The 22,824-nt window shown below is 49.8% G+C and carries 23 protein-coding genes and 1 riboswitch; of the genes, 6 read left to right on the top strand and 17 right to left on the bottom strand.

Features of this window, described 5'->3' with window-relative positions:
* Positions 1–14 precede the first annotated feature (14 nt).
* The 6 genes from MESINF_RS07990 to MESINF_RS07965 are packed head-to-tail and all read right to left on the bottom strand — an operon-like array spanning position 15 to position 6,583.
* On the bottom strand, positions 15–218 hold the full coding sequence (locus MESINF_RS07990) for a hypothetical protein (RefSeq protein ID WP_169699328.1): 204 nt from the start codon (positions 216–218) through the stop codon (positions 15–17).
* Positions 219–2,801, bottom strand: coding sequence for a CBS domain-containing protein (locus MESINF_RS07985; RefSeq protein WP_231936915.1), 2,583 nt, complete (start codon positions 2,799–2,801; stop codon positions 219–221).
* Positions 2,782–4,128: a sigma-54-dependent transcriptional regulator gene (locus MESINF_RS07980; RefSeq protein WP_169699326.1), complete on the bottom strand. Its 1,347-nt coding sequence runs from the start codon at positions 4,126–4,128 to the stop codon at positions 2,782–2,784. Before MESINF_RS07980 ends, MESINF_RS07985 begins: the two co-directional genes overlap by 20 nt.
* Positions 4,100–5,410, bottom strand: a complete 1,311-nt coding sequence (locus tag MESINF_RS07975; RefSeq protein WP_169699325.1) for a sensor histidine kinase — start codon at positions 5,408–5,410, stop codon at positions 4,100–4,102. The genes MESINF_RS07980 and MESINF_RS07975 overlap by 29 nt, the downstream gene beginning before the upstream one ends.
* Positions 5,394–6,179, bottom strand: a complete 786-nt coding sequence (locus MESINF_RS07970; protein WP_169699324.1) for an SAM hydrolase/SAM-dependent halogenase family protein — start codon at positions 6,177–6,179, stop codon at positions 5,394–5,396. The genes MESINF_RS07975 and MESINF_RS07970 overlap by 17 nt, the downstream gene beginning before the upstream one ends.
* Positions 6,176–6,583 carry a GIY-YIG nuclease family protein gene (locus tag MESINF_RS07965; RefSeq protein WP_169699323.1) on the bottom strand — a complete coding sequence of 136 codons (408 nt, stop codon included), beginning with the start codon at positions 6,581–6,583 and terminating at the stop codon, positions 6,176–6,178. The genes MESINF_RS07970 and MESINF_RS07965 overlap by 4 nt, the downstream gene beginning before the upstream one ends.
* 95 nt (positions 6,584–6,678) lie before the next feature.
* Between MESINF_RS07965 and MESINF_RS07960 the strand changes: the two genes are divergently transcribed.
* The 5 genes from MESINF_RS07960 to MESINF_RS07940 all read left to right on the top strand — a co-directional run bounded on the left by MESINF_RS07960 (position 6,679) and on the right by MESINF_RS07940 (position 11,277).
* Entirely contained in the window at positions 6,679–7,743 is a 1,065-nt protein-coding gene (locus MESINF_RS07960; RefSeq protein ID WP_169699322.1) for an alanine/ornithine racemase family PLP-dependent enzyme, read from the top strand.
* Positions 7,744–7,745: 2 nt separating this feature from the next.
* Positions 7,746–8,579: a GNAT family N-acetyltransferase gene (locus tag MESINF_RS07955; protein WP_169699321.1), complete on the top strand. Its 834-nt coding sequence runs from the start codon at positions 7,746–7,748 to the stop codon at positions 8,577–8,579.
* 99 nt (positions 8,580–8,678) lie between these two features.
* A complete protein-coding gene (locus MESINF_RS07950) occupies positions 8,679–9,173 on the top strand; it encodes a SixA phosphatase family protein (protein ID WP_169699320.1) in 495 nt (164 codons plus the stop codon).
* Positions 9,170–10,273, top strand: a complete 1,104-nt coding sequence (locus MESINF_RS07945) for a CHAD domain-containing protein (RefSeq protein ID WP_169699319.1) — start codon at positions 9,170–9,172, stop codon at positions 10,271–10,273. The genes MESINF_RS07950 and MESINF_RS07945 overlap by 4 nt, the downstream gene beginning before the upstream one ends.
* 2 nt (positions 10,274–10,275) lie before the next feature.
* Positions 10,276–11,277: a hypothetical protein gene (locus MESINF_RS07940; protein ID WP_169699318.1), complete on the top strand. Its 1,002-nt coding sequence runs from the start codon at positions 10,276–10,278 to the stop codon at positions 11,275–11,277.
* On the opposite strand, the gene MESINF_RS07935 is transcribed toward MESINF_RS07940, so the two are convergent.
* The 9 genes from MESINF_RS07935 to MESINF_RS07895 form a co-directional block, all read right to left on the bottom strand.
* Positions 11,267–12,079 carry a carbohydrate ABC transporter permease gene (locus MESINF_RS07935; RefSeq protein WP_169699317.1) on the bottom strand — a complete coding sequence of 271 codons (813 nt, stop codon included), beginning with the start codon at positions 12,077–12,079 and terminating at the stop codon, positions 11,267–11,269. The genes MESINF_RS07940 and MESINF_RS07935 overlap by 11 nt on opposite strands.
* On the bottom strand, positions 12,076–13,005 hold the full coding sequence (locus tag MESINF_RS07930; protein WP_169700956.1) for a carbohydrate ABC transporter permease: 930 nt from the start codon (positions 13,003–13,005) through the stop codon (positions 12,076–12,078). Before MESINF_RS07930 ends, MESINF_RS07935 begins: the two co-directional genes overlap by 4 nt.
* Positions 13,006–13,059: 54 nt before the next feature.
* Positions 13,060–14,295, bottom strand: a complete 1,236-nt coding sequence (locus MESINF_RS07925; protein WP_169699316.1) for an ABC transporter substrate-binding protein — start codon at positions 14,293–14,295, stop codon at positions 13,060–13,062.
* A 463-nt stretch (positions 14,296–14,758) separates the two neighbouring features.
* Positions 14,759–15,007: a hypothetical protein gene (locus MESINF_RS07920; protein ID WP_169699315.1), complete on the bottom strand. Its 249-nt coding sequence runs from the start codon at positions 15,005–15,007 to the stop codon at positions 14,759–14,761.
* A gap of 237 nt (positions 15,008–15,244) precedes the next feature.
* Positions 15,245–15,697, bottom strand: a complete 453-nt coding sequence (gene mscL, locus MESINF_RS07915; RefSeq protein ID WP_169699314.1) for a large conductance mechanosensitive channel protein MscL — start codon at positions 15,695–15,697, stop codon at positions 15,245–15,247.
* A 369-nt stretch (positions 15,698–16,066) separates the two neighbouring features.
* A complete protein-coding gene (locus MESINF_RS07910) occupies positions 16,067–16,774 on the bottom strand; it encodes a hypothetical protein (protein ID WP_169699313.1) in 708 nt (235 codons plus the stop codon).
* A gap of 4 nt (positions 16,775–16,778) precedes the next feature.
* A complete protein-coding gene (locus tag MESINF_RS07905; protein ID WP_231936677.1) occupies positions 16,779–17,708 on the bottom strand; it encodes a D-alanine--D-alanine ligase family protein in 930 nt (309 codons plus the stop codon).
* Between the two features lie 64 nt (positions 17,709–17,772).
* Entirely contained in the window at positions 17,773–18,699 is a 927-nt protein-coding gene (locus MESINF_RS07900) for a carbon-nitrogen hydrolase family protein (protein WP_169699312.1), read from the bottom strand.
* Positions 18,696–18,899 (bottom strand): hypothetical protein, encoded by a 204-nt coding sequence (locus tag MESINF_RS07895; RefSeq protein ID WP_231936676.1) that lies wholly within the window; start codon positions 18,897–18,899, stop codon positions 18,696–18,698. The genes MESINF_RS07900 and MESINF_RS07895 overlap by 4 nt, the downstream gene beginning before the upstream one ends.
* Positions 18,900–18,956: 57 nt before the next feature.
* Positions 18,957–19,035: riboswitch (Fluoride riboswitch) on the top strand.
* Between the two features lie 46 nt (positions 19,036–19,081).
* Here MESINF_RS07895 and MESINF_RS07890 point away from each other — a divergent pair.
* Complete coding sequence (locus tag MESINF_RS07890) at positions 19,082–20,275, top strand: cation:proton antiporter (protein ID WP_169699311.1); 1,194 nt, start codon at positions 19,082–19,084, stop codon at positions 20,273–20,275.
* Positions 20,276–20,381: 106 nt separating this feature from the next.
* On the opposite strand, the gene MESINF_RS07885 is transcribed toward MESINF_RS07890, so the two are convergent.
* Together MESINF_RS07885 and MESINF_RS07880 are read right to left on the bottom strand one after the other, a co-directional pair.
* Positions 20,382–21,518, bottom strand: coding sequence for a hypothetical protein (locus MESINF_RS07885; RefSeq protein WP_169699310.1), 1,137 nt, complete (start codon positions 21,516–21,518; stop codon positions 20,382–20,384).
* A gap of 64 nt (positions 21,519–21,582) precedes the next feature.
* On the bottom strand, positions 21,583–22,806 hold the full coding sequence (locus MESINF_RS07880; RefSeq protein WP_231936914.1) for an MFS transporter: 1,224 nt from the start codon (positions 22,804–22,806) through the stop codon (positions 21,583–21,585).
* Positions 22,807–22,824 lie beyond the last annotated feature (18 nt).

The following is a 22,824-nucleotide window of genomic DNA, read 5'->3' as shown; positions in this document are numbered from 1 at the left end:
CCGCCTCCGCCCAGTTATTTCTCAAGTTTCCAGATATAACCTGTCGCGTTCGGGGCGAATCTGAAGTTCATTGCCTCTACCATTATCGGCTTGCCTGGTTCCCTATTGCTACCCTGGATGGTCAATGATATGGATGGAAGCATCGGCCAGCAAGAACTGATAAAAAGCACTAAAGCGGCGATGAAGAAAATCACCAGTAACGTTCTGAATCTTTTCATTCATATCCCCTCCATTCTAAGAAAATTTTTCACAAATCCATCTTCCTTCTCGATTTCAAGCCCGTCCAGTCTCGCACAATACAGGGCATCGAGTATTTCCCTTATTTCCGGCCCCTCTTTCAGACCGTACACTCTCTTCAGATGCTCACCGTCGATCGCCAGCTTCGTCCCTTTGAGTCTTTTCAGGTATTCTTCGAAAGACCGGTCTCTCTCATCGTCGAGCTGACTGTTCAGGAAGTTCAATGTCTCTGCCTTTTTCGACTTGATCATGCGGTGATACTCCGAAGGTCTTTCGGGACTCTCTCGGGAGATATTGTCGGCGTTCTCCCTGGCATCTTTGAGCCTCTCCAGAAAGTTTCTGGGAAGACCGTAACGCTGAATATTCCACTGAACCTGCTCATTACTACTATACCTCAACAGTATCATCATTAGTGTGTAAAACACTCTATCCTCACCGATATAACCGATGTTTCTCGGCCGCCTCAGAAAATACTTCTCGACTGCGAAATCGATTTGCCTGTCGAAGACCACTCCAGGGAAGAGCTTCTCTATAACACCCAGCGTCGAAAACCGCCTTATGGCTTTAAGGGGCTGGGGTTCCAGCAGGATTTTGTTTAGCTCGTCCCTCAGCCGCTGACCGGCCACTTTGTCCAGATAGTCCTCGCGGACGCAGTTTTTAAGGAGCTCCGCCGTTCTTACTTCTATTTCGAAACCGAAACGCTGCTCGAACCTGATGGCCCTCAGAACTCTAGTCGGATCTTCTATGAAGCTCAGCGGGTGAAGTGCTCTAATGGTTCCCCTGGCTAGGTCGTTTCTCGAGCCGAAGAAATCGATCAGCATTCCGAACTCCTCCTGATTGAGTTTTACGGCCATAGCGTTTATTGAGAAGTCCCGTCTGTAAAGATCTTTCTTGATGGTGCTCATATCTACCTCCGGCAGTGCGGCCGGTCTCTTGTAGAACTCGGTGCGCGCCGTTGCGACGTCTATCCTCAACCCGTCGTGAAAGAACATCGAACTGGCCAAAAATTCTTTGTGCTCCACTATCTTTATATCGAAGTAATTCTTGAAGGCCGACGCAAAACTGTTCGCATTTCCTTCGACCACTATATCGAGATCGAAGTTCGTCTTGTTCAGCAGAAGGTCCCTCACGAATCCCCCCACGATGTAAGTTGGCATACCCAACTCGCTTCCAACTGCGCCCAAGAATCTGAGCATGGTCAGTATCCTACCTTCGATGCGCTCTTCCATTAGTCGTGCTATCGAAAGTTTGACATAATTCTGGTCTTCCTTCTGCTCCCTGCTCTGTAAAAACCTTTGACGGCTGAAAGGACTCTTTAAAAGATCTGTTCTGGTCACTATGCCTGTGAGAATTCCATTTTCAAGAACCAGTGCCGAGGTAGTATCGTTTTCCACCATCCTGTCCGTAACCGACTGAACGGAATCGTTCGCCGAAGCCACAACGAAGAAGGGGTCCATGACTTCAACGATCTTCCTGTCGCCCAGGTTGTGCCTGGCAGCCTTCTCCACGTTCCTGTGTCTGGCGATTCCCACGATCTTGTCCTGGTCGACCACCGGCAGTGTGTGGTGGCCCGTTCTCTGCATTATTTTTAGAACATCCTCGATCCTCATCTCTGTTAGAACCGTCCTGACCGGAGAAGACATTATGTCCCTGACTTTTATAAGCCTCTCTATATTCTTCTCGAAGGCTCTCCTGATGGCCAGATTAGCCTTTTCGAAGTCGCTATCTTCAAAATAGCCCATCGTGAAGGCTCCTCCGCCATTCCTTAAACTCCCGCCGAGTCCATTGAGGTCGAGGTTCATATGTCTTGATCTGATCGTAAAATAAATCCTCTCCCCAACCTTCACCAGTACCACCAGGTTCTCCACGCCCAGAAAAGACCACAGTTTCTCTACTGCCAGACTCATACCGCTGGGTAGGGAGTCTCTCTGGGCTCTGGCGAAGCTCACCTCGACTCCCCCTACATCGACCGTCTCGATGTTGAGCAGAAGCGTCTCGATCAGCTTTTGCTGCGATAGACTCAACCTGTAGCTGGAATAAATGCCCAATTCGTCGGGATGAACGCCCAAATCCAGCAACCACGCGGCTGTTCTCAAATCCTGTGGTTTTGTATTGGCGTGCGTGAAGTTGCCCGTCTCCCTGTAGATCGCCGTGGCGAAGAGCGATGCCTCGTTCTGCGTGACTTGTTTCTTTTTCTTCCTCAGGAGAGTGCACATAAGGGTGGTGCAGGCTCCCAGATCACGGTAGGTACCGGGTTTCACGCCGGTTGCCTGAAGGTGATGATCGAAGAATTTGACTTCCGTGCCGGCATTTATAAGTCGCCTTATCGAAAAGGGAAGTCTCTGAATATCTGAAGTATCGACTACTATTAGCGAATTCAGCCTTTCCAGTTTCAACTCCCCAATCTTGTAGAAAGAGAGAAGCAATCCTCTGGAAGAGAGAAAGCCTTTCAGAGCGGGCGAAAGCTCGCCGCCCAGAACAATCATGTGGTCGTTAAAAAGCTTCTGTGCGGCCACAGCCGATGCGAAGGAATCGAAATCGGGGTTAAGATGTGTCGTTATCACATTCAAAGCTTTCCCACCTCTTTATCTTCTCGTATAACGTACTCTTACTTATCTCCAGTATTCTGGCCGTCTCACTCTTGTTTCCCGAATGTCTCTTCAATAACCATGAGATATACCGTTTCTCCATCTCATCCAGCGATACCTCTTCGAAAGCTTTTTCGATACATTTCTCATTTTCAGGATTCTCCAAACCTATCGAGGAGAGGATCTCTCTGTCTCCATTAACGGCAAGCAATGAGAGGAGCTTGTTTCTGAGTTCCCGGATGTTGCCCGGCCAATCGTACCCCATCATCTCATCTAACAAACCGGCAGATAGCGCCGGGGGTTTCCTTAACCCCAGCTCCTGGCAGAGCCTGGGGAGAAAATATTCGACCAGCACGGGAATGTCCTCCCGTTTCTCTCTGAGCGGAGCGATCCTCAACTTCACCACATTCAGCCTATAGTACAGATCGCTCCTGAACTGCCCACCAATCACGTAAGATTCCAGATCCCTGTTAGTGGCCGCTATGACTCTCAGGTCCAGCCTGCGCGAAACGTTGCCACCCAGACGCTGGTTGGTAGATGTTTCCAGTACTCTCAGTAGCTTCACCTGAAGGGCGGGAGGCATTTCCGAGACTTCATCGAGAAAGAGAGTTCCCCTGCTTGACTCCTCTATTAGACCAGGTCTTGAATGAAGGGCGCCGGTGAAAGCTCCCTTCTCATAGCCGAACAGCTCGCTCTCGAAAAGATTCTCCGGTATGGCTCCACAGTTGATCGCGACGAACCTCTTCCGGCCGCTCAACTGATGGATCGCCCTGGCGACTATCTCCTTGCCCGTTCCGCTCTCTCCTTCCAGGAGAACCGTTACCTTCTTGGGAGCAATCATCGATATCGTCTCTTTCAGTCGGATAACCGACGGACTCTTTCCCACAAACTCCGAGAGCGTATCGCCCCCGACCATTCCGGCCAGATCGTCTCTCTCCCTGCTGAGTTCCGAATACTCTATCGACCTCTTCACCTCCAGCAGGGCGTGGGTAAGATCGAAGGGCTTCTCCAGAAAGTTGAAGGCTCCCTTTCTAACAGCATCTATGGCGGTGTTAATATCGCCATGGGCCGATACAACTATGATCGGCGCACTTTGAGCGGCGTCCGGTAGTAGATCCAGTCCTGAGCCATCGGGGAGTCTCACATCCAGTATCACGCAATCGAAGAACTCGTCGAGCAGTGACTTTTCGGCCTGCTTCAGATTATAAACCTGTGTCACATAGTAGCCTTCCTCGCGAAGAGCGGCCGCGAGAAGACCGTTGAAGGCCAGATCGTCATCTACCAGAAGAATCCTGCGATTCATCATCATTCCTCCTGAAAGTCAAAACGAAAACCGTTCCCTTCTCCGGAACGCTTTTCATCTTCAATCTTACATCGTTCTCGTCACAGAAATTCTTGACCAGGTACAGCCCCAGCCCCGAACCCTCGGATTTGGTCGTGTAGAATGGTTTGAAGACTTCGGTCTGTATCGACTCGTCGATGCCCTTTCCCCGGTCGGAAACAATAAGAGTGAGGTACTCGCTCGAGCGACGAACCTTCAAGGCGATCGCTCCTCCGTCTTCACTTGCCTCTACCGCGTTCATGAGCAGATTCTTGACTACATTCTCCAGCCTTCCCTTTTGAACCAGGACCTTGCCCTCATCCAGCGAAATCGTATCGAGAGATATACTTCTGGCCGCCAGTATTGGTCCCATGAACGAGAGAACCTTCCTTACCGATTGGGAAAGATCGAGTCGTTCGAACTCTTCGCCATATCTGAAGATTTGCAAAATTCCGCCCACCTTTACCTGGAAGCCCGAAAGCTCACTAGATAACGTTTGCAGATAGGAATCCTTCTTGGTGCGAATATACAAGTCCAGTGCCAGCCTCATGTTGGCCAGGGGTTGTTTGAGACCGTGGGCCAGATCGGCGACGGTCTGGGCATCGACGGCGTAGCGCCTGGTCTTCTCGAGGAGTTGCTTAGTCTTCCACTGGCTTGTCTTATCATCCAGGGTGACCAGGAAGCCGCTCCTCTTTTTTTTGGCCACAGTCACCAGGTAGCGTTTGCCTAGTTTCTTACTGTAAACATCGTACTGACCCTCCTGTAGGGGAAAGAGCAGCCCGGTTCTCCTTATGAAATGATCGAGCCTCAGATATCTCATGTTCTGGTTACCGTAGGAAAAGCTCTTTACGAAAGCCTCGTTTGCCAGATCAATATTTCCGTTCCCATCGAGTGAAACCACTGATATGTTAAGTGTGTTCAACAGCTCGGAATAGTCCCTGTATAGCTTTTCGTAGTAATTCCTCTCCTGCTCCACCTGGAGCGAAAGGTTCCTGTAAAAACCGTACAGTTCATGAAACTGTCCTTCAAGTTCGACTGCCGGTTTCCGTTCGCCGCTCCGTATCAGTTTGACCAGCCTGTTGAGCTGTCTCACGATCGCCAGGTAAACGAAGGCCGTAGCCGAAAGACCTGAAAAGATAATCAGCAGGAGACTCTCTACGTTGAACCCGATAAGCAACGAGGCCAGCAAGCCGGCACCTGCCACTACAATTCCCGTGATGTAGTGGTAACCGGAACCGAAAAGAACCTTATCTGGCTTTGACAACCGTTATCTGCTCTCCCTCGTCCATTCCCAGGAGTTCCCTCGCGCTTCCCTTATTTACCGTTATCTCCAAATAACCGCTGGAATCGAAGTGAGCCATAAGCTGTCCGGGATTCACATCGTAATAAGTGTTTCCGAAGGTTATCTTGAACTGGTTTCTTCCCCGGTTCAACTCTAAAATGTCTCCCTCTTCCAGCTCTCCAGCGATAGATAGCGGGATGTTGGTCTCGAGATTGCCGAAACCGTCATAGAAGGCCACCTCGCCCGTGAAAGAGTTTCCACTTTTTGTCGCCTTTCTGTATTTGAGATATTCGAAGTTCATCAGTCTGGACCCCAGCTTCTCCACAGCCAGTCCTCTGGCTATGTGGGCGGCGACCGGTGCGAAGATATCTCTTCCGTGAAAGCTCCTTGAAACTCCCCTGTGGTATTGGCGGTTCTCGAGCTCTCTCACTTCGTGAACGCCGAAACCCTCGGCAGCCAGCGTGAAGATACCGTTGTCAGGTCCAACCATGCACATTCCGTTTTTGAGAACCATCGCCACAGGCTTTCTAGAAGTCCCTACACCTGGATCGACCACGGCCAGGAAGACCGTATCGGCCGGCAGGTCTTTGATCACCCTCTCTATCACATAAGCGGCGTGCCTTACACTGAAAGGTTTTATGTTGTGGCAGATGTCGAGAATTTCCACGTCCCTGTTTATTTCTCTTATCACAGCCTTGGCTACCCCGACGTAGTAACTGTCGTGCCCCCAGTCAGTCAAAAAAGCTATCATCTCTCTCCCTCCAGTTTTTCTGCTATCGCATAGAATATTTCCGAAACAGCTTCCAGTTCTATTCTGTAAAGGTTAGAGTCTACATTGCAATCGCTAGCACCAAAACCTTTCACGCCTTCGCCGTATTTGGAGACAAACCGTGAAAGCTCCTCTTCCATCCTCACGTCGGAGGGAAGGAGAAGTGCAGCCAGCACCCTCGACTCCTGCCTGAGATAATCTATGTGCCAGTGTTTCTTTTTCTCATACCTCAGGTGGCGCCCCACTCTCTCCGAAAGCGAGGTCATCGCCGATCCCACATATATATACATTCCCGGCTCGAGCTCCCATTCCCTTGCACCGGCCGAAATCAACGTTCTACGCTCAAGTTCGAGTAAAACGAGGTAAGCTCCCCTGTTTTCATCCATGATGTAGCTATTATACGATAGCGATCGAATATGATAGAAGGGACTCCTTGAAAGTTGTTCGCCGGGTTTCGTATAATTCTTTGAGAGGTGATCGCATGGCTTACGTGGTAATCAACAAACTGAACATAGCGAATAACGCCCGTTATCTGCTGAATCTGACGGGAAGAGCTGGTGTGGAGATGACATCCGTAACGAAGGTCGTCTGCGGCGACCCCGAAATAGTTTCGAAGATAATCGAAACCGGTGTGCGAGAGATCGGAGAATCGAGACTGGAGAACATCGACAGAATCAGGAAGTCAGGCCTCTCACCCACCTTCCTCCTGTTGCGTCTCCCCTCTCCGCAGCTTTATAGAAAAGTCGTTGAATCGGTTGATTACGTCCTCCTGAGCGAGTTGAAATCCCTGAAGGCTCTCAAGGAACTCTCAGAAGAGTTGGGCCGCCGCTTGAAGTTCATCTACATGGTGGATACCGGTGACCTCAGAGAAGGTGTGATGTACGACCGGGCCTTCGAAGAGCTTGGAGAGGCGGTGAAGATAGCGGGGCAGAGTTTCGCCGGTATCGGCACGAACCTTGGCTGCTTCGGCGGTGTGATCGCAACACCGGAAAAATTCGAGATACTTCTCGAGCTGGGCGATAGGCTGTGCAGGGAAGCCGGTGTCGAGATCGAGAGGTATTCGGCCGGAAATACCGCATCGCTACCTCTGATAGAGAACGGAACACTCCCGCGAGGAATCAACCATTACAGACTCGGTGAATCCATCATGTGTGGCACCGACGTGACCAACAACCGCGCCGTACCAGGAACTACCAGGGAGACCTTCACTCTTTATGGAACTGTTTTGGAGCTAAAGAGAAAACCTTCCGTCCCGATCGGAGAAATAGGATCGGATGCCTTCGGAAGGAAGCCCCATTTTGAGGACATGGGTGAGAGGTTGAAAGCTATCCTGGATATCGGTGAGCAGGACGTAGTTCCATCAGGACTTACACCAATGCTTGAAGGTTGCCGGGTCCTTCACGCCTCCAGCGATCATCTTATTTTGGACGTTACCGACTGCCCAAAAAAGCTTTCAGTGGACGACCAGATACCGTTTAGAATGTCTTACGGTGCTCTCCTGAGGGTTATGACCTCCCACTATATCATCAAAGAGTACAGGGGTTAAATATGATTAGAGAACTCGAACTAAAAGACAGGGAAAATGTTCTCGAGGTTGTCAAAGATATATGGGAGGGCGACGATTATATCCCGGCAGCCTTCGACTCCTGGGTTAGCGACAGTGACTGTCATTTCATGGGGATGTGGAAGGATGAAGCTCTGGTTGGCGTGGCCAACCTCAGGCGTCTTTCGCCGGCGGTAGGCTGGCTAGAAGGAATGAGGATCAAACCCGAGCTTCAGGGAAAGGGATATGGCAGAGAACTGGCTGTAGAAATGATGAGACTGGCCCGGAATGAAGGACTGAAGGAACTTTACTTTTCGACTTACTTCGACAATCTAGCCTCGATCAAAATCAACGAATCTCTGGGATTCTCAAGAGTAGCGGTCTTCACGAACCTGGAGCTGGAACTCAAGCCCTCCGTGGATCTTGAGATTGAATTGAAATACGCAGGATTGCAGATTGGCCAGGAGATCCCGGAGATAGAGGCTTACATGAGCAACGACTGGTTTTTCGTTCCTCCGGAGATCGGCCAAAAGAGAAACTGGTTGAAAGAGCCGGAAATCTTAAGACGGAATGACAATATGGCCGTAGTCTCCAGAAACCCGAAATTTTCCGATTGCATGGAGATCAACTACATAGAGTTGGGCAAGGGCGAAGATGCCGAAAACTTTCTTTCGTTGCTTGCCGGGTACGCCCACGAAAAGGGTTACTCCCGCGTTCACACCATGGTGCCCGAAAGCGTGGAACTCGACCCCTTTCTGAAAAACCGGTTCGCTCCCTTCGAGAGGTTTCACGATGTTTTCATATACCGGGCAAGAATCGTAGAATTGAGAATAGACTGAAGAGAGTCCAGCTCTTGGTTTTCTGGAAGGAAAGATAGTATCATTGTTCTCGTACGTTCCAACGGACGAAGGCTTTGGTTCGTGCAAGAGGTGGAATAATTGAGAAAAGTCTTCTTGGTACGTCACGCAGAGGCCGAAAGAGAAAAAAAGGGCGATATGCAGGATATAGACAGATCGCTCACCGACAGGGGAAAGAGCGATTCACTGTCGATGGCCAAAATCGTAAAGCCGTTTATCGACGGACCTGCGATAATACTCTCCTCCGGAGCGAAACGTGCAAGACAGACGGCCAGAAAATTCAAAAAAGCCATAGGAGAGATCGAGATGATCGAGAACGGGGAGCTCTACACCGGATCGAGCGAGACCATAGCCGCGGCGATCGCCACAACGGACGACAAATACAGCTCCGTGATGATAGTCGGCCACAACCCAGCGATCGAAGAGTTCATGGCGGCAGTCCGGTGCACAGCTAGAATGGCCACTTCGTCGGTGGCCTGCTTCAAAGTCGATTGCGAAAACTGGAAAGAATTGGACCTCAACAAATTCAAGTTGGAATTTCTCCTCAAGCCGTCGCTACTGAGAAAAACGAAATGATCTTCGATAGAACGGTCCACGAGTCCTTTCTCAAGGCCTTTCCAGAGAAGGTCGGAGCGATGCTGGACACTCTCAAGGGTCATATCGATAAGGGAAGAGATTCGCTGGAGGAAGATACCGTACACGACATTAGAGTGTGGAGTCGCAGGCTTTCCGAAGCTCTATCGATCGGCGCCATTTTAATCGACAGAAAGCCCTCCAGATCGCTCAAAATGCTTTCGGCTCTCAGAACTTCGCTCGGTCGTCTCAGGGACAACCATGTCCAGAGGTCTCTGGCCATCGAATACGGCATCGAAGGCCTTCCCGAACAACTGGAGGCCAAGGACGAAAGACTCGCGGCACAGGCCTCCAGATCGCTGGTCGAATTCGACATGGAACGTCTCGAAAGAGACTTTCTCCACTTCCACAGGGAACTCATAGTGGTCTGCGACGACAGCAATCTCCTGGAACGGAACACCGAGCGAATATCCACCCGAATAAAAAAGCGTTATTCGTCCGTCGGGAAGAGCTTCGCCAGGTCCGATCCGGCGGATTTTACCACACTCCACAACTCCAGGATCTCCATAAAGAAGCTCCGTTACACACTCGAGACACTGGACGGATACATCGGACTCGACGGCGGTACGCTCGCGCTCCTCAAAAAGATTCAGGACAGACTTGGAAAGGTTCAGGACCTCACGGTATTGTTGAAGACTATAGGTAAGCTGGTTAATAAAGGAAGGCTCTCCGTTCCGGTCGAGACCTTTCAGAGAATCTCGATCGACAGGCATATGCTGGTGAGCGAATTTCTCGAGGGCTGGAGGGATGAGCTGGCCGTCATAGGGCGTTTCATCGAAGAGCCGGCTACAAATCAGTACGAGAGAAAGGATAAAGACCGGGGCAACTTCCGCTCCGGCGTAACAGAAAAATTCAGCGACGGGACTATAGAGAAGATACTCTTCCTGGCCAGCGAGAAGGGACTTAGCTACAGGGGCGTTGTGGCCTACCTCAAGGAAAACCCGGCCATTTGCGACAGATTGGGCATCGAAGGCCTTCCTTCGTACCAGACGCTCGCCAGGAGGGCCGGCAGGCTGGGAAAGAGAAAGAAAACGGGAGGTTGATTTTGAAAGTATCTACGGACAAAAGAATCAGGCTTATGTCGACTGCGATGATGCTTACCGAATTGCCGGAGCTGGAATTGCGTAAGCCCCACGCCCATCACTTCCTATATGAGGGCACGATGCGCCACCTGGCGGGCAGAAAGCGTCCTGAACTCCTAAACTCGCTTCTCAAAGATGGGACGGCCTATTACTTTCTCTTCACTTATGCCGTAAACCTATCGTGGCCCGACCTGGAACCCCGAAGTTTTCCCGATTACCTGTACCGATACGAACCAACACTTTGTACCAGCGAACTTCACCTCGAGTTGAGAAAGTTACTGGCTTCCGCCGATCTCGAAAGTCTGTGGGAAAGCCAGAAAACTGGCTGGGAGAAACTGGAGCGCGATGCTTCGACGGCACTCGAAAACAACCGTATAGAAGAGCTCCTGAAAGATTTCTTCGGTGATCACGAAAGGTCTCTCTTTTTCTTCCCCAATCCCCTCTTTCCCGAACTGGCCTCTTTAGGTGCGGCCGACAAACGCTGTCTATACTGTATAGCCAGATACCCCGGTAGGTCCAGCCAGAAATGGCCCTATGAACCGGGAGTCACTTTGCCGGACGAGAAATTCGGAAGTTTCAGCGACCATCCCGTCTGGTCAAGGATTGTCGCCTTTCACGAGTTCTGTCACCCTCTCATAGATCCGCTCATAACGGCAAAGCCGGAGCTGGTAGAAGCGTTGAGAACATCGCCCTTTTCATGCGGTGTGCTTTCCGCTTTCATGGACAGATACCCGTCCTGGGAGGATATGCTGGCCGAATTTCTAATATACGCAATGACCTACGCCTATCTTTTCCATGAGTTCGGTGAGGAGACGGCCGAAATTTTTCACAGAACCATGGAAGAGAGGTCCGGTTTCTCGGGCGTAAGACCTATGGGAGAGCCTCTTCTCCGTTATCTGGAGGAAAAAAAGGATGGCGAATACACGAACCTCTTCGATTACCTTCCGGTGATGTTCAACCTTTGACAGAGCCCGCGAGGAGTCCCCTCAGGAAGTACTTACCCAAAAGTATATAGACGATCAACGTCGGAAGAGCTGCTAGCAGGGCGCCGGCCATCTGAACGTTCCACTCGACTACCTGACTTCCTGCAAGGTTTACCAGCGCCACGGTGATCGGCTGCTTCGTCGGGTCACTGGTAACTGTGACGGCAAAGAGAAATTCATTCCATATGTTCGTGAACTGCCAGATTACTACGACCACGAAGCCCGGCAGCGATATGGGGAAGAGAACTTTGAGATATGTCTTGAAGATACCGGCTCCGTCTATGCCGGCCGCTTCTATCAACTCTGTCGGCACTTCGCTGTAATAATTCCTGAAGATCAAAGTCGTTATAGGCAACCCGTAAACCACATGTACCAGTACCAGCCCCCAGATTGAGCCGTAAAGACCTATATCCTGCAAAAAGCGTATCAGCGGGAAAAGAACGCTCTGGTAGGGGATGAACATTCCGAAAAGAACGAGGGCGAAGAGAAAATCCGATCCCCTGAATTTCAACTTGGATAAAACGTACCCGTTGATCGAGCCGATCACGGCCGATAACAATGTGGCCGGTATTACCAGTATGAAAGAGTTTCTCAGGTTGGGAGCCAGTTTATTGAAGGCCTTGACGAAGCCGTCGAAGGAGAACTCGTTCGGCGGAAACCACATCCTGACCAAACCAACTTCCTTCAGTGGCTTGAAACTCGTGGCCAAAAGTACGTAAACCGGCATCAGAAAGAACAGGGCGAAAACAACCAGAAGTATGTAGATCACAAGCTTTCTGATCATATCCTTTTCTCCTTTCTGAACGCCGAAAAGAGGTACGGCACAATAACCACGGCGACCATGATCAGCATCACCATGGCGATCGCCGAGCCCGTGGCGTACTTGTTCGCCCTGAAAGTCGTCTCGAACATATAGATAGCCGGCACGTCCGTGACGTTGTTTGGGCCGCTACCGGTCATTGCGTAAACGAGATCGAAGATTTTCAGCGAAATGTGCCCCAGGATTATCATGGCGCTCAGCGTTATGGGCCTCAGTATCGGGAACTTTATCTTCCAGAAGATCTGCCAGCCGGTCGCACCATCGACCTCGGCCGCCTCGATAAGATCCTGAGATATCCCGCGCAGTCCGGCCAGATACATCGCCATCGTGTAGCCCGAAAGCTGCCAGACAGCGGCGATAATGACCGGAATCAGGGCCACGTTGAATTTTAAAAAATTGGTCGTGCTCGTGAACCATTTCCACTGGAATATATCCAGTCCCACCAGATCCAGGAGAAGGTTCATACCCTGGGGACTGCCCGGTAGAATTCCCGGCGCGAATATCCACCGCCAGACTGCCCCGGTGACGACGAACGAAAGAGCCATTGGAAAGAGATAGATATTTCTGAATATCGCCGAACCTTTAAGATTTCTGTCTATAAGAACTGCGAGAATTATGCCCAGTATCAGACAGCCGGCGATGAAGAAGAGAGTGAAGTAGAAAGTGTTCCAGAGATCTGTCTGGAACCTCGGATCTTCGAAGAGTCTGAGATAATTGCGAAGACCCACGAACTCGAACTCTCCCTTCAATAGTCTGGCAAAGCTGTTCCAGTTAGACACCGAGGTTCTAGCCGTCCAGCCGATGAAGAAATAAACGAAAATACCTATCGCGGCGAACGTCGGCGATAGTATAAGAAAGGAAATAATTCCACGCCTGGTTTTCCGCTTGATCTACAACACCTCCAGAGAAGGGGGCCCGCTTCAACGCAGGCCCCACCGAGCACATTAGTCTATATAATAGTCTTGCGCGGCGTTTCTTATTGCCTTCAAGAAGCCGTCTCTATCCTTCGTGGTTATGAAGATATTGACTGCGTCGTTCAATTCGGTGATGAAGCCTTCTGGAGCTGCAGAACCGTGTGCGATTGATGGACAGAGCGCGTTGGTGGCGAAGTCGTTCATCGACCATGTAAGGTAAGGATCGTAAAGCGATTTGTCGGCATCGAGCCTCGCCGGAATTGACCCTTTGATCGGGTTGAAAGCATCCTGCCCCTCGACCGAAGCCACTATTTCGAGCCACTTCAGGGCGTTTTCTCTGTTGGGAGCATTCTTCGGAAGACCGAAAGTATCGGTTACGACCATGAAAGAACCCTGAGTTCCGGGGACTGCCATCCAGCCGAATTCTACACCGGGAGTCCAGCCGAGCGTCTTGAGATAACCTTCGGCCCAGTCGCCCATGACATTGAAAGCTGCCTTACCGTCGAAAACCATCTTCGTGGCATCTTGCCACGTGAGCGCGGCGTGGTCCTCGTTGACGTACTTGATCAACTCTTCGAAAATAACGATAGCCCTTCCGATCCCCGGGTCATTGAAGCTAGTTGTGCCGTTCCATAGACCGTTGTAGCCTTCAGGGCCGAGAGCGGAGAGCAGTACGGTTTCGAAGAGATGCGCCGCTTCCCACTTGTCCTTGTCGCCGAGAGCGAGAGGAATGAAGCCGGCCTGTTTGATCTTCTCACAGACTTGTAGGAAACCCGGTCCATCCTGCGGTACCGTCTCGACACCGGCCTTCTTGAGGATCTCGTTGTTGATGAATACAACGTTACCCCTGTGCACATTCACCGGTATGGAGTAAACCTCTCCCTCGTAACTACAGATCGTCATAATGTCTTTAGGGAACTTGTCGAGTATCCCCCAGCCTTCGAGGATATCCGTCAGGGGTTCCATCATGCCCGTGATGACGTAGGTGTCTATCAGCTCCATTCCACCGTGTACCTGGAAGGAATCCGGCGGGTTGCCACCCAGCATCCTGGTCTTCAAAACGGCCTTTGCGTTAGTTCCGGCTCCACCGGCGACCGTTGCGTTTATTATCTCGACGTCGGGGAATTTTGCCTTGAAGACCTCGTAGATCGCCGCAAGGCCCTCTTCTTCTCCACCACCCGTCCACCAGCTGAAAATCTCGACACTCCCGGACGCTAAGAGTGCGCTAACGGATAAAAGAAGAACCGCGACCAAAAGCTTTTTCATCTAAACACCCCCTGTGTTTTCGGCTTTCTAGCCGTACTTTACGAATTCAGTTCCCCCAGACCGAACGGATAATTACATTGTTATTATACAACTGGAAATATTTACTCAATACATTTCTACTCTCTCTGTCAGATAGACAATTCGCCAGCAAATGGATTTTTGCACGATAAAACAATGAAGTTCGCTTCTCTCGCAAAAAAATCTTGCATCTCGTACGCCTTGCTCGCACTGGGTCTGGAGTTATGGATTATTTAGATCCAGTATGATGTCACTACTGGTGACAATCTCATCTTGTAATGCCAGATTTCGATCCGGTATCTCTATCGTTTTTGAAGAGGATGACCAAGAAACCAGCGAGAACTGCTCTTCCAAAGAAAATGGATTACATATTTTTTACGAATATCGAGGATAGGCATATCTGGGTCTGTCTTTCGTGAGGAAGTTCGGATGAAACAACAGAAACTCAGGTGCGTGTGCGCCTTCTCTTCCTGTAAGCGAAGTGCAGAATCAAGAAGTAAACGTTGCAAACAACGGTGAAGGCGAATATTACGATCATTATAAGTTGCACCTTCGAGCTGCTCAAGAACAACTCAGTGTTGGCGGCAATTTGATAAACCGCATAGAGACTGGCTAACAGCATACAAGCGGCGAGTATGCCAATCTCCATTCTTCTTTTCTTGATGCGCTCTCTCGTTTCAGGTATTATTCTCATACGGAACACCCCGTCCAATTCGGCGTTTACTTTCGATACAGTAGAGCTATTATACCAAAATGCCCGGATTTCCACTCTTTTATTTTATCGCTCTCCACCTCGTTCGTAGCCATCCTCCGTCGTTGATAGTCGGGACATGCGAACAGCTTTTCCTAGCCACAGCATCTCGCCTTTTGATTCTATTTATTCGTATAAAACGACAGAAGCGGCTCGAAGGCCGCTTCTGAAAAAAGCGTTTTAACCCTTTTTCCCAAGCTCGGATGTACAGTTCGGACATCTCGTCGCTTCAATTGGAATCGAAGTATGACAGAATGGACAGGTCTTCGTCGTCGGTGCGGCCGGAGCCTCTTCTTTCTTCTGGCGTTCCCTGATCTTATTTATCTGTCTGACGATCAGGAAAATCACGAATGCCAGAATCAGGAAATTGATCACGGCGTTTATGAAGAGACCGATGTTTATAGTTGCCGCACCAGCCGCCTTTGCCGCCGCTAGAGTTTCGTAACTCCCGCCGGAGAGGTTGATATAAAGGTTACTGAAATCGATGCCACCCGTGAAGAGACCGAGAATCGGCATTATGATATCATCGACGAGGGATCTAACTATTACCTGAAAGGCGCCCCCGATTATGATACCGACTGCCAGATCGATGACATTGCCGCGACTTATGAACTTTTTGAACTCCTTCCACATGGCTCTCACCCCCTCTATTTTGTGACAGTAAGATTATATTCCCAAAAGACTTTAAAACAAAGGAAAATAGAGACCGGAAAAGCGCTTTTAGAGATATTCTAGAAACAAAGAAAGCACAAAAAGGATCATCCAATAAGCATAAAATACGACTGGCCAGTTTGCTCGTAAAACACGAAAAAGAGAGCATTCGAGAGTTCGTACTCTCTTTCTCTCGTGTTCTTTAACAAACCACGATGAATCGCTCTTTGCTCTTTCGAAGGACTGGACTTATTTTGTATCCCCTGCCTCTCTTATTCTAACAAACAACGAAATACCGGAGACAGCTCTTCCCGCTCTTACCAGACCTCACACTCCAGACCCGGTGCTCTACTAGATAAGCCCTTCGCTTTCAAGGAGCACTATGTAGTTTTTAATAAGTTCTCTGGCGTCGCGAGCTATTTCGAAGGGGTTGCGGCTCTTCCATAGCCTGGTGGCGAGGGCCGCATAACGCGCGGGCCTTTTTTCGAATTCGAAGCTCTCCCTTATCCCCTCGAAGTAGCTGCTGTTGACATGCTTGCCGTTCAGCAGACATAGCGCGGTGCTCATCTCCAACAAAACCTCGACTACCGCACAATAGATATCCTCATGTTTCTTTCTGACTATACTGGAGAAGATCCTTCCGTAAGACTCGAAGACCAACCCGGGCAGATTTTCTTTAAGAGCCTCTTTTAGTCTTTCGCGCGACACGTTCAGTGCCAGCGAATAATACCTTGACGGCGCTTCCATGTCTCCGGAAAGAACCACAAGTCCTTTCATCAGGCCGGTGTACAGTGGCCATTGTGTACCGGGCTTTTCAAGAATCTCACGAAGTTTCGAATCGGTCATCGTGTAAACGATCGCAGGGACAGTACCGATAAGAAGAGATTTCTGAGGTGTCTCTTCAATGGTTATGGCAAACATCTCCAGGTCGGACCAGCGCGTATCCGTACCCCGGCAAGTGGAACCGTAAAGACAGAAAGAAACCAAATTGCTACCCATCTCTTCCGAGACATCGCGGGAGATTTTCAAAGCCAGTTCGTACCTCTCTCTATGATTCATTCGATTACCTTCTTCTCTCTATAGCGGAATCCAGAATTGCGAGTATCAGATCGTCGTATTCCCAGCCTGCTGCCAGCGCCATCTTTACTATATCCGAGTAATCGGGAACGAGCAGCGGGAGGGAGTTTACCTCGAGAAAGTACGGCTCGCCGTACTTATCGACCCTTATATCCATGCGCGCATAATCGCCCAGATCGAGCCTATCGAAGAGTTCTAGCGATAAGCTTTCGATCTCTGCTTTCAGAACTTCCGGTATGACGGCCGGACAGATGTAACCGGTTTTCTCGCCTAGATACTGCTTGACTCTGTAAGAGTAGAATCGTTCCATCCCCTCCGGTAGTGAAGAAAAGTCTATCTCAAGAATGGGTAGTACCGTGTGTCCGACTATCCCGACGCTGAATTCTCGACCGACTATGAACTCTTCAACCAGGGCTGGTTCTCCGTATTCCCTGTGAATTCTCTCCACGGCCCTTTCGAGTTCGACCCTATCACTGACCACCGAATCTGCCCATATTCCAACGGCGCTTCCACCGCGCGAAGGCTTTACAATGGCCGGATAGAAATCTATCTCTTCAACCGGACGAGATTGTTTGAAGCAAACGTACTTAGGGGTTGGTATACCGCTGTCGGCCATAACTATTTTGGTGAGCGATTTGTCGATGCATAGGCAGTTGGCCGACACACCAGAACCGGTATAAGGTATATTCCAGAAGTCGAGTATAGCAGGCACATAGACCTGTCTCTGGTGGCCCTCACCTCCGGTTGCGATGTTAAAGACGAACTCTATACCTTCACTCTCGATCCTTTCAACGAATTTCGACGTGAGCGGCACTGGGAATACTTCGTGGTGTTTCTCTAAAACACCGGCGATACTTTTCAGCATCTTCATGCCGACCTCACCGGGTTTTTCGTCGTGTACTACCGCTATTTTCACTCGTATACCTCCTTTGAATCTGGCCCTGTACGATTGCCGACTAGATTATACTACCCGCGATTCTCTAAAGTCCGCCCGGGTAAAAATCCAGTTCCACTATGGCATTCACGACATCTTCCCGCTCGACCTCCCGCGATATGGCCAGAACCTTGCCGTTGTGCCATATGGAAGATCTTCCCTGGGCGGTCTGCCCACCAATATCGCCGACGGCCATCGCGTTCACCAGAAAACGTATGTTCTCCCTGTCTTTCGACGCGCTGATCGGACCATCTCTGAACCATACCCTCTCCTGAGTTGATCCGTTCAAATGGGCCTTCCATGGAGCGAAGTTGCAGGAAGGAACGAGAAGGATCTCGCAGCCACTAGAATCGAGTCTCCTCACTTCGCTCTCAAAAAACATATCGTAACAGATGGCGACACCCAGTGTTCCGATTGAAGTCTCGGCTATATTGCCGAAGGAGCTTCCCCTGGAGAAGAGTATCCTGCTCTCTGCGTCCGTAAGATTGCGTTTGGCGATCTTCGCGATGAGCCGGCCCTGAGGGCTGAAGAGATAAGCCATGTTGTACAACCTCTTATCCCTCAAGAAGGTTCCCCTTGAAGATTCGAAATCAACCTCAGGCATCAGGATAGAAGGTGCCAGCAGATAAGTTTTAAATTCCCCGGCCAGCGCTCCGAACGTTTCGCGATAAAAGAGCTCTATTTCTAAAGCGTGATTCAAAAAGGCCTGTCTGAGAGGATTGAGAGAGAGCCCCGTATTCTTGAGCGCGTACTTCAAAAGGATCTTTCCCGGACCGCCTTTTAAGGTCATGCCTCTGAATGCAGGATAAAGAAAGGTCGGAAAGAACTCCGGAAAGACCGTGACATGACGCTCACCCCTCCAGAGACCACGGGCCAGACGAACATATCGGTCCATTGCGCTCGCGAACGATTCCCTTGAAAACGTCGTCGCGTCGAAATGGACCTGAATGGCCGTCAGATCGATAGTTTTCATTTTACAAGCTTCACAACAAGCAGGACTATCGCTATAATTATCAGGATCGGCAGGAAGACCACCACAAAACCGGCGAAAGCAAAAACCACCACCAGAACGACTCCGATCCCTATCACCAGCTTGATGAGGGCGGGGAAGTACCTTATCGCCAGATAAAGCAGAAACAACGCACCGACAATCGCAAGAAAAGTGGTCAGCATCTCGCTCTCTCACCTCCGTTCAGCATCTATTTGACAGTATAACTCATCACATAATATAATACCTAAGGCAATGAAGCTTGCCGTGGAGTTTTTACCACCCAGAACCGCGTCGCGCGCTGATAGCTTCTACTACTGTCAAATTTATGGTGGCTATCGTTGTTCACCGTGTTCTGGAGGTAAAAATGGTATTGAGTATCTCGCTGATAATTATTCTTTCAATTCCTATCATCTCTCTTTTCGAAAAACTGCGGCTTCCCGGCTTGATAGGATTGATCTTTCTCGGCGTTCTTCTGGGTCCCCAGATTCTAAACCTTATAGATAACTCGCTGCTGGACGTTTCGAGTGAAATCAGGTTACTGGCCTTGATTGTAATTCTTCTTCGCGCCGGTCTTGGCCTTGACCGTAAAACTGTGAAGAAGATCGGTCCCCTCGCATTGCGAATGAGTTTTCTTCCAGGCGTCTTCGAAGGCTTCTCAATAATGTTCTTCGCTCAATGGCTCGGTCTGGATTTAGTGAAGGGTGGAATGCTTGGTTTCATTATTGCCGCCGTTTCTCCCGCCGTAGTGGTTCCCGAGATGCTTCGCTTCAAGGAAAGCGACATGGGAAAGGACAGGGAAGTGCCATCGACCATACTGGCTGCGGCCTCGGTTGATGATGTGGTTGCCATAACCATATTCACTGTTTTCCTTGGTATAGATAAAGGACAGAATATCAACGTAGTTACCGCTGTTGCAAGCGTACCGCTGGAAATAGCCCTTGGAATCGGAGCTGGAGCACTCATCGGTTTTCTTTTCGCTCTTCTATTCAAAAAATTCCATATGAGGGACACAAAGAAAGTCCTACTGGTTCTATCATCGGCTTTTATTTTCCATCAACTGGAAAACTATATGCCGGTGGCTTCGTTGCTAGGTGTGATGGCGATCGGGTTCATGCTAAGAGAAAAACTGCCGGTTGCTGCCGAAAGATTGGCGGGAAAAATGGAGCGTGTATGGGTACTCGCAGAGGTCTTCCTTTTCGTTCTCGTGGGTGCAAGCGTAAGTATAAACGCCATAAACAATTCATGGCAAAAAGGGATAGTGGTTATAATTCTGGGACTTTTATTCAGGAGCCTTGGAGTTGCTGTTTCAACCCTGGGGTCGAAGTTGAACCTTCATGAAAGGCTATTCTGTATGGTATCTTATATTCCAAAGGCAACCGTTCAGGCCGCTGTTGGTGGCATTCCTCTAGCAATGGGAGTGGCATATGGAGATGTAATTCTTTCGGTTTCTGTCCTCTCGATAATCATAACGGCTCCACTGGGCGCAATTGGAATACGTTATATCGGTCCCAGAACGCTGAAAAAAACTGCACATTGCGAAAATCGATCCGCGCTTTGAACCAATTCCCAAGGTTCGATAGATACAAACTGGATATAGCACCGTTTATCGAAGGCCCTCGCGCTACCTGCAGGAGCCGTCATTATTGAATGCTAAGCCACTTGTCTCATTCGAAGTAGTCGATCTGGCGAACGAGCGTCGATACCGGCCTGTATTCCTGATTTTCCAGCCTGAAGTATCTCTCCTCTATCCAGTTTCCCGCGGTGTCGTACCTGTAGTCAATCCTGAGAGAGTTTTCACCGAACGTGTATTCTCTTGCCAGCAACCTTCCGGCGTTGTCGAAATAGTATTTGAATCCGGCCAGCAGGTCATTGCCGCTTTTAAAATCGACTCCCGTGATCCTCCCGGCCGTGTTTCTGGATAGGATCGCCTGAAGAGTCTCTTCTGTATCGAACGTAACGACCAGGGGTTCGAGCGTGAAGGAGATCTCGACTCTTCTACCCGGCTGATCGATTTCGGTGAGGTCTACGATCTCGTTTACCGAGATATATCCGTCCGTGAGAGTTCTCGAGCTTCTAACGGCCCTGTCTCCTGAATAGCCGTACTGCGTTCTGTCGTTAAGTCCGTTCTCACCGCCGGCGACAACCTCTTCAAGTATCCTGTTGCTGCTGTCAAGAGAGTGTATGCCCCTCAGAACATCCCCTTCGTACTTGTAGAGCAAGATCGATTCGAGCTTTCCATCTTTTCCGTAATGAGATTCCCTTATCAATCTTCCGCCATCGTCGTAGGTAAGTCTGACCGAGGAGAGGATAACCCCCTGGTCGTTGAGCAGCCTTTTCAAGGAGATATAGCCCCTGTCGTCGTAGGCGAGAACGGTTTTGCCGCTCAGGCGGTCGCCACCCAGAAAGACCGGCCAGTATTCCATCGTGATTTCCTCTATGAGGCGGCCCCTATCATCGTAAGTATAGATCTCCCTGGTGGTGTAGTTCTCGGCGTCGTTTTTGTAGTAGCGAGACTCCAGTTTCCGGCCGTTTTCGTCATATGTGTATTCGTGACGACTGTACTGGACGCCGTTCATATATAGTGCCACAGTCTGGTAATCGCCGAGAGGCGAGAAAACCTTGATCCTTCTGGTCTCAAGTTCACCGGCCAGCCATTGACCGTTCTCGCTCCGGTAGGTGAACCTTCCCGTTACGACCTTTTCGACACTTCCCTTCAAACCCTCGACGGTAAGGTCCGAAGCCAAAACCAGAGTGAAAAGGGCAGAGAAAAAGAATATGATCAAAAAGAGACTTCTCTTCATACAAGTCACCTCCCTCTTAGATTCTATCAGCTACGGGAAGATAGCGGGCACGATTTCAACTGCTTCAACTGCCTTTACTTCCGGCCGATCTCAGGCTCACAAGGAAGAAGAGAGCGGCCATCAGGAGACCTGCCAGCATCAGGGCCAGCCCGACGCCCAACCTGTCGGCCAAAAAACCTATAACAGGAGCCAGTATGGCCATCAGTAACGTTTTCAGCTGTGATTCCACCGACAGACCCGAGGCCATTGTCTTATGATCGATAGTGTCGCTTATATAACTTATATTCACCGGTCTTCTCAGGTTTTCCAAGACGAAAAGCAGGAAAAAGACTGCGACCGCTGCCAGCTGTATTCCCAATCTTTGGAAGAGACCGCTGAAGATGATCAATACAGCGCCCAGAAGGTAACTGTAATTCAACGCCCTAGCCTCGTTTCCAAACTTCTTGCTGACATTCCCGGCGTTCTTCGAAGCATAGCTGGTGGCAAAATAGATGACGAAGTAAACTATGCCGACAAGAACCGCCGTCCTCTGGTCGGGTTTCAAGGTAACCATCACGGGCAGCCCGATAGCCATAGCCTTCAATATCGGCTGCAGATACTCCTGAACGACCTTGAAAAAGGCATCGTAAAGGGAGGAGTTCAGCACGCCCCTGAAAGAGTCCCGGCTCTTGAAAATACCGAAGAAGGCCTTGAAGGTCTCGCCCTTCTGGCTGGTTTTAAGCTCGCCGTCCAGATTTTTGGGATAAGTCGAAAGGTTGACTAGATTCAGAAGATAAGGTATGACCGAGGCCAGGAAGACTATCCTGTAACTACCGCTGTAGAAGACCAGGAAGGCGGCGATTAAGGCATTTATTGCAGATCCCATCTGTGATGCGGCTCTGGTGGCTCCGTAGTAGTCGACCTTTATATCCATCATATCGTTCAATCTTAAATACTCTAGAATCATGGCCTTGTGAGTACCCGTCCTGAAGGCCTCGCCGAAGGCGAAGGCAACCATCGCGACCATATAAACTAAGAAGTTTGGAAAGAGATAAAAGACCATGAACGAAGCAAGATAAGATACCATGGAGAGAACCATGGACATCCTGCGACCGTAGAGATCGGCTATGAACCCGGTGGGGAGCTCGAGTATGTTGGTGGCTATTTCCCTCACGGAGATCAGAGTCCCTATCTCGAGAAAAGATAGACCCATCTCTCTGAAAAAAAGGATCAAAAAGGGATCGAAAAAGCGGAGGTTTTTCAGGAAACCATAAACTGCAAACTTGTAGAACTGGGCGTCTTTCTTCATTTTCAAGATAACTACCTC

The organism is Mesotoga infera, from assembly GCF_900157305.1.
GTDB lineage: Bacteria > Thermotogota > Thermotogae > Petrotogales > Kosmotogaceae > Mesotoga > Mesotoga infera.
The sequence above is the reverse complement of the archived record's forward strand: the minus strand, read 5'-3'. Positions and strand labels throughout refer to the sequence as shown.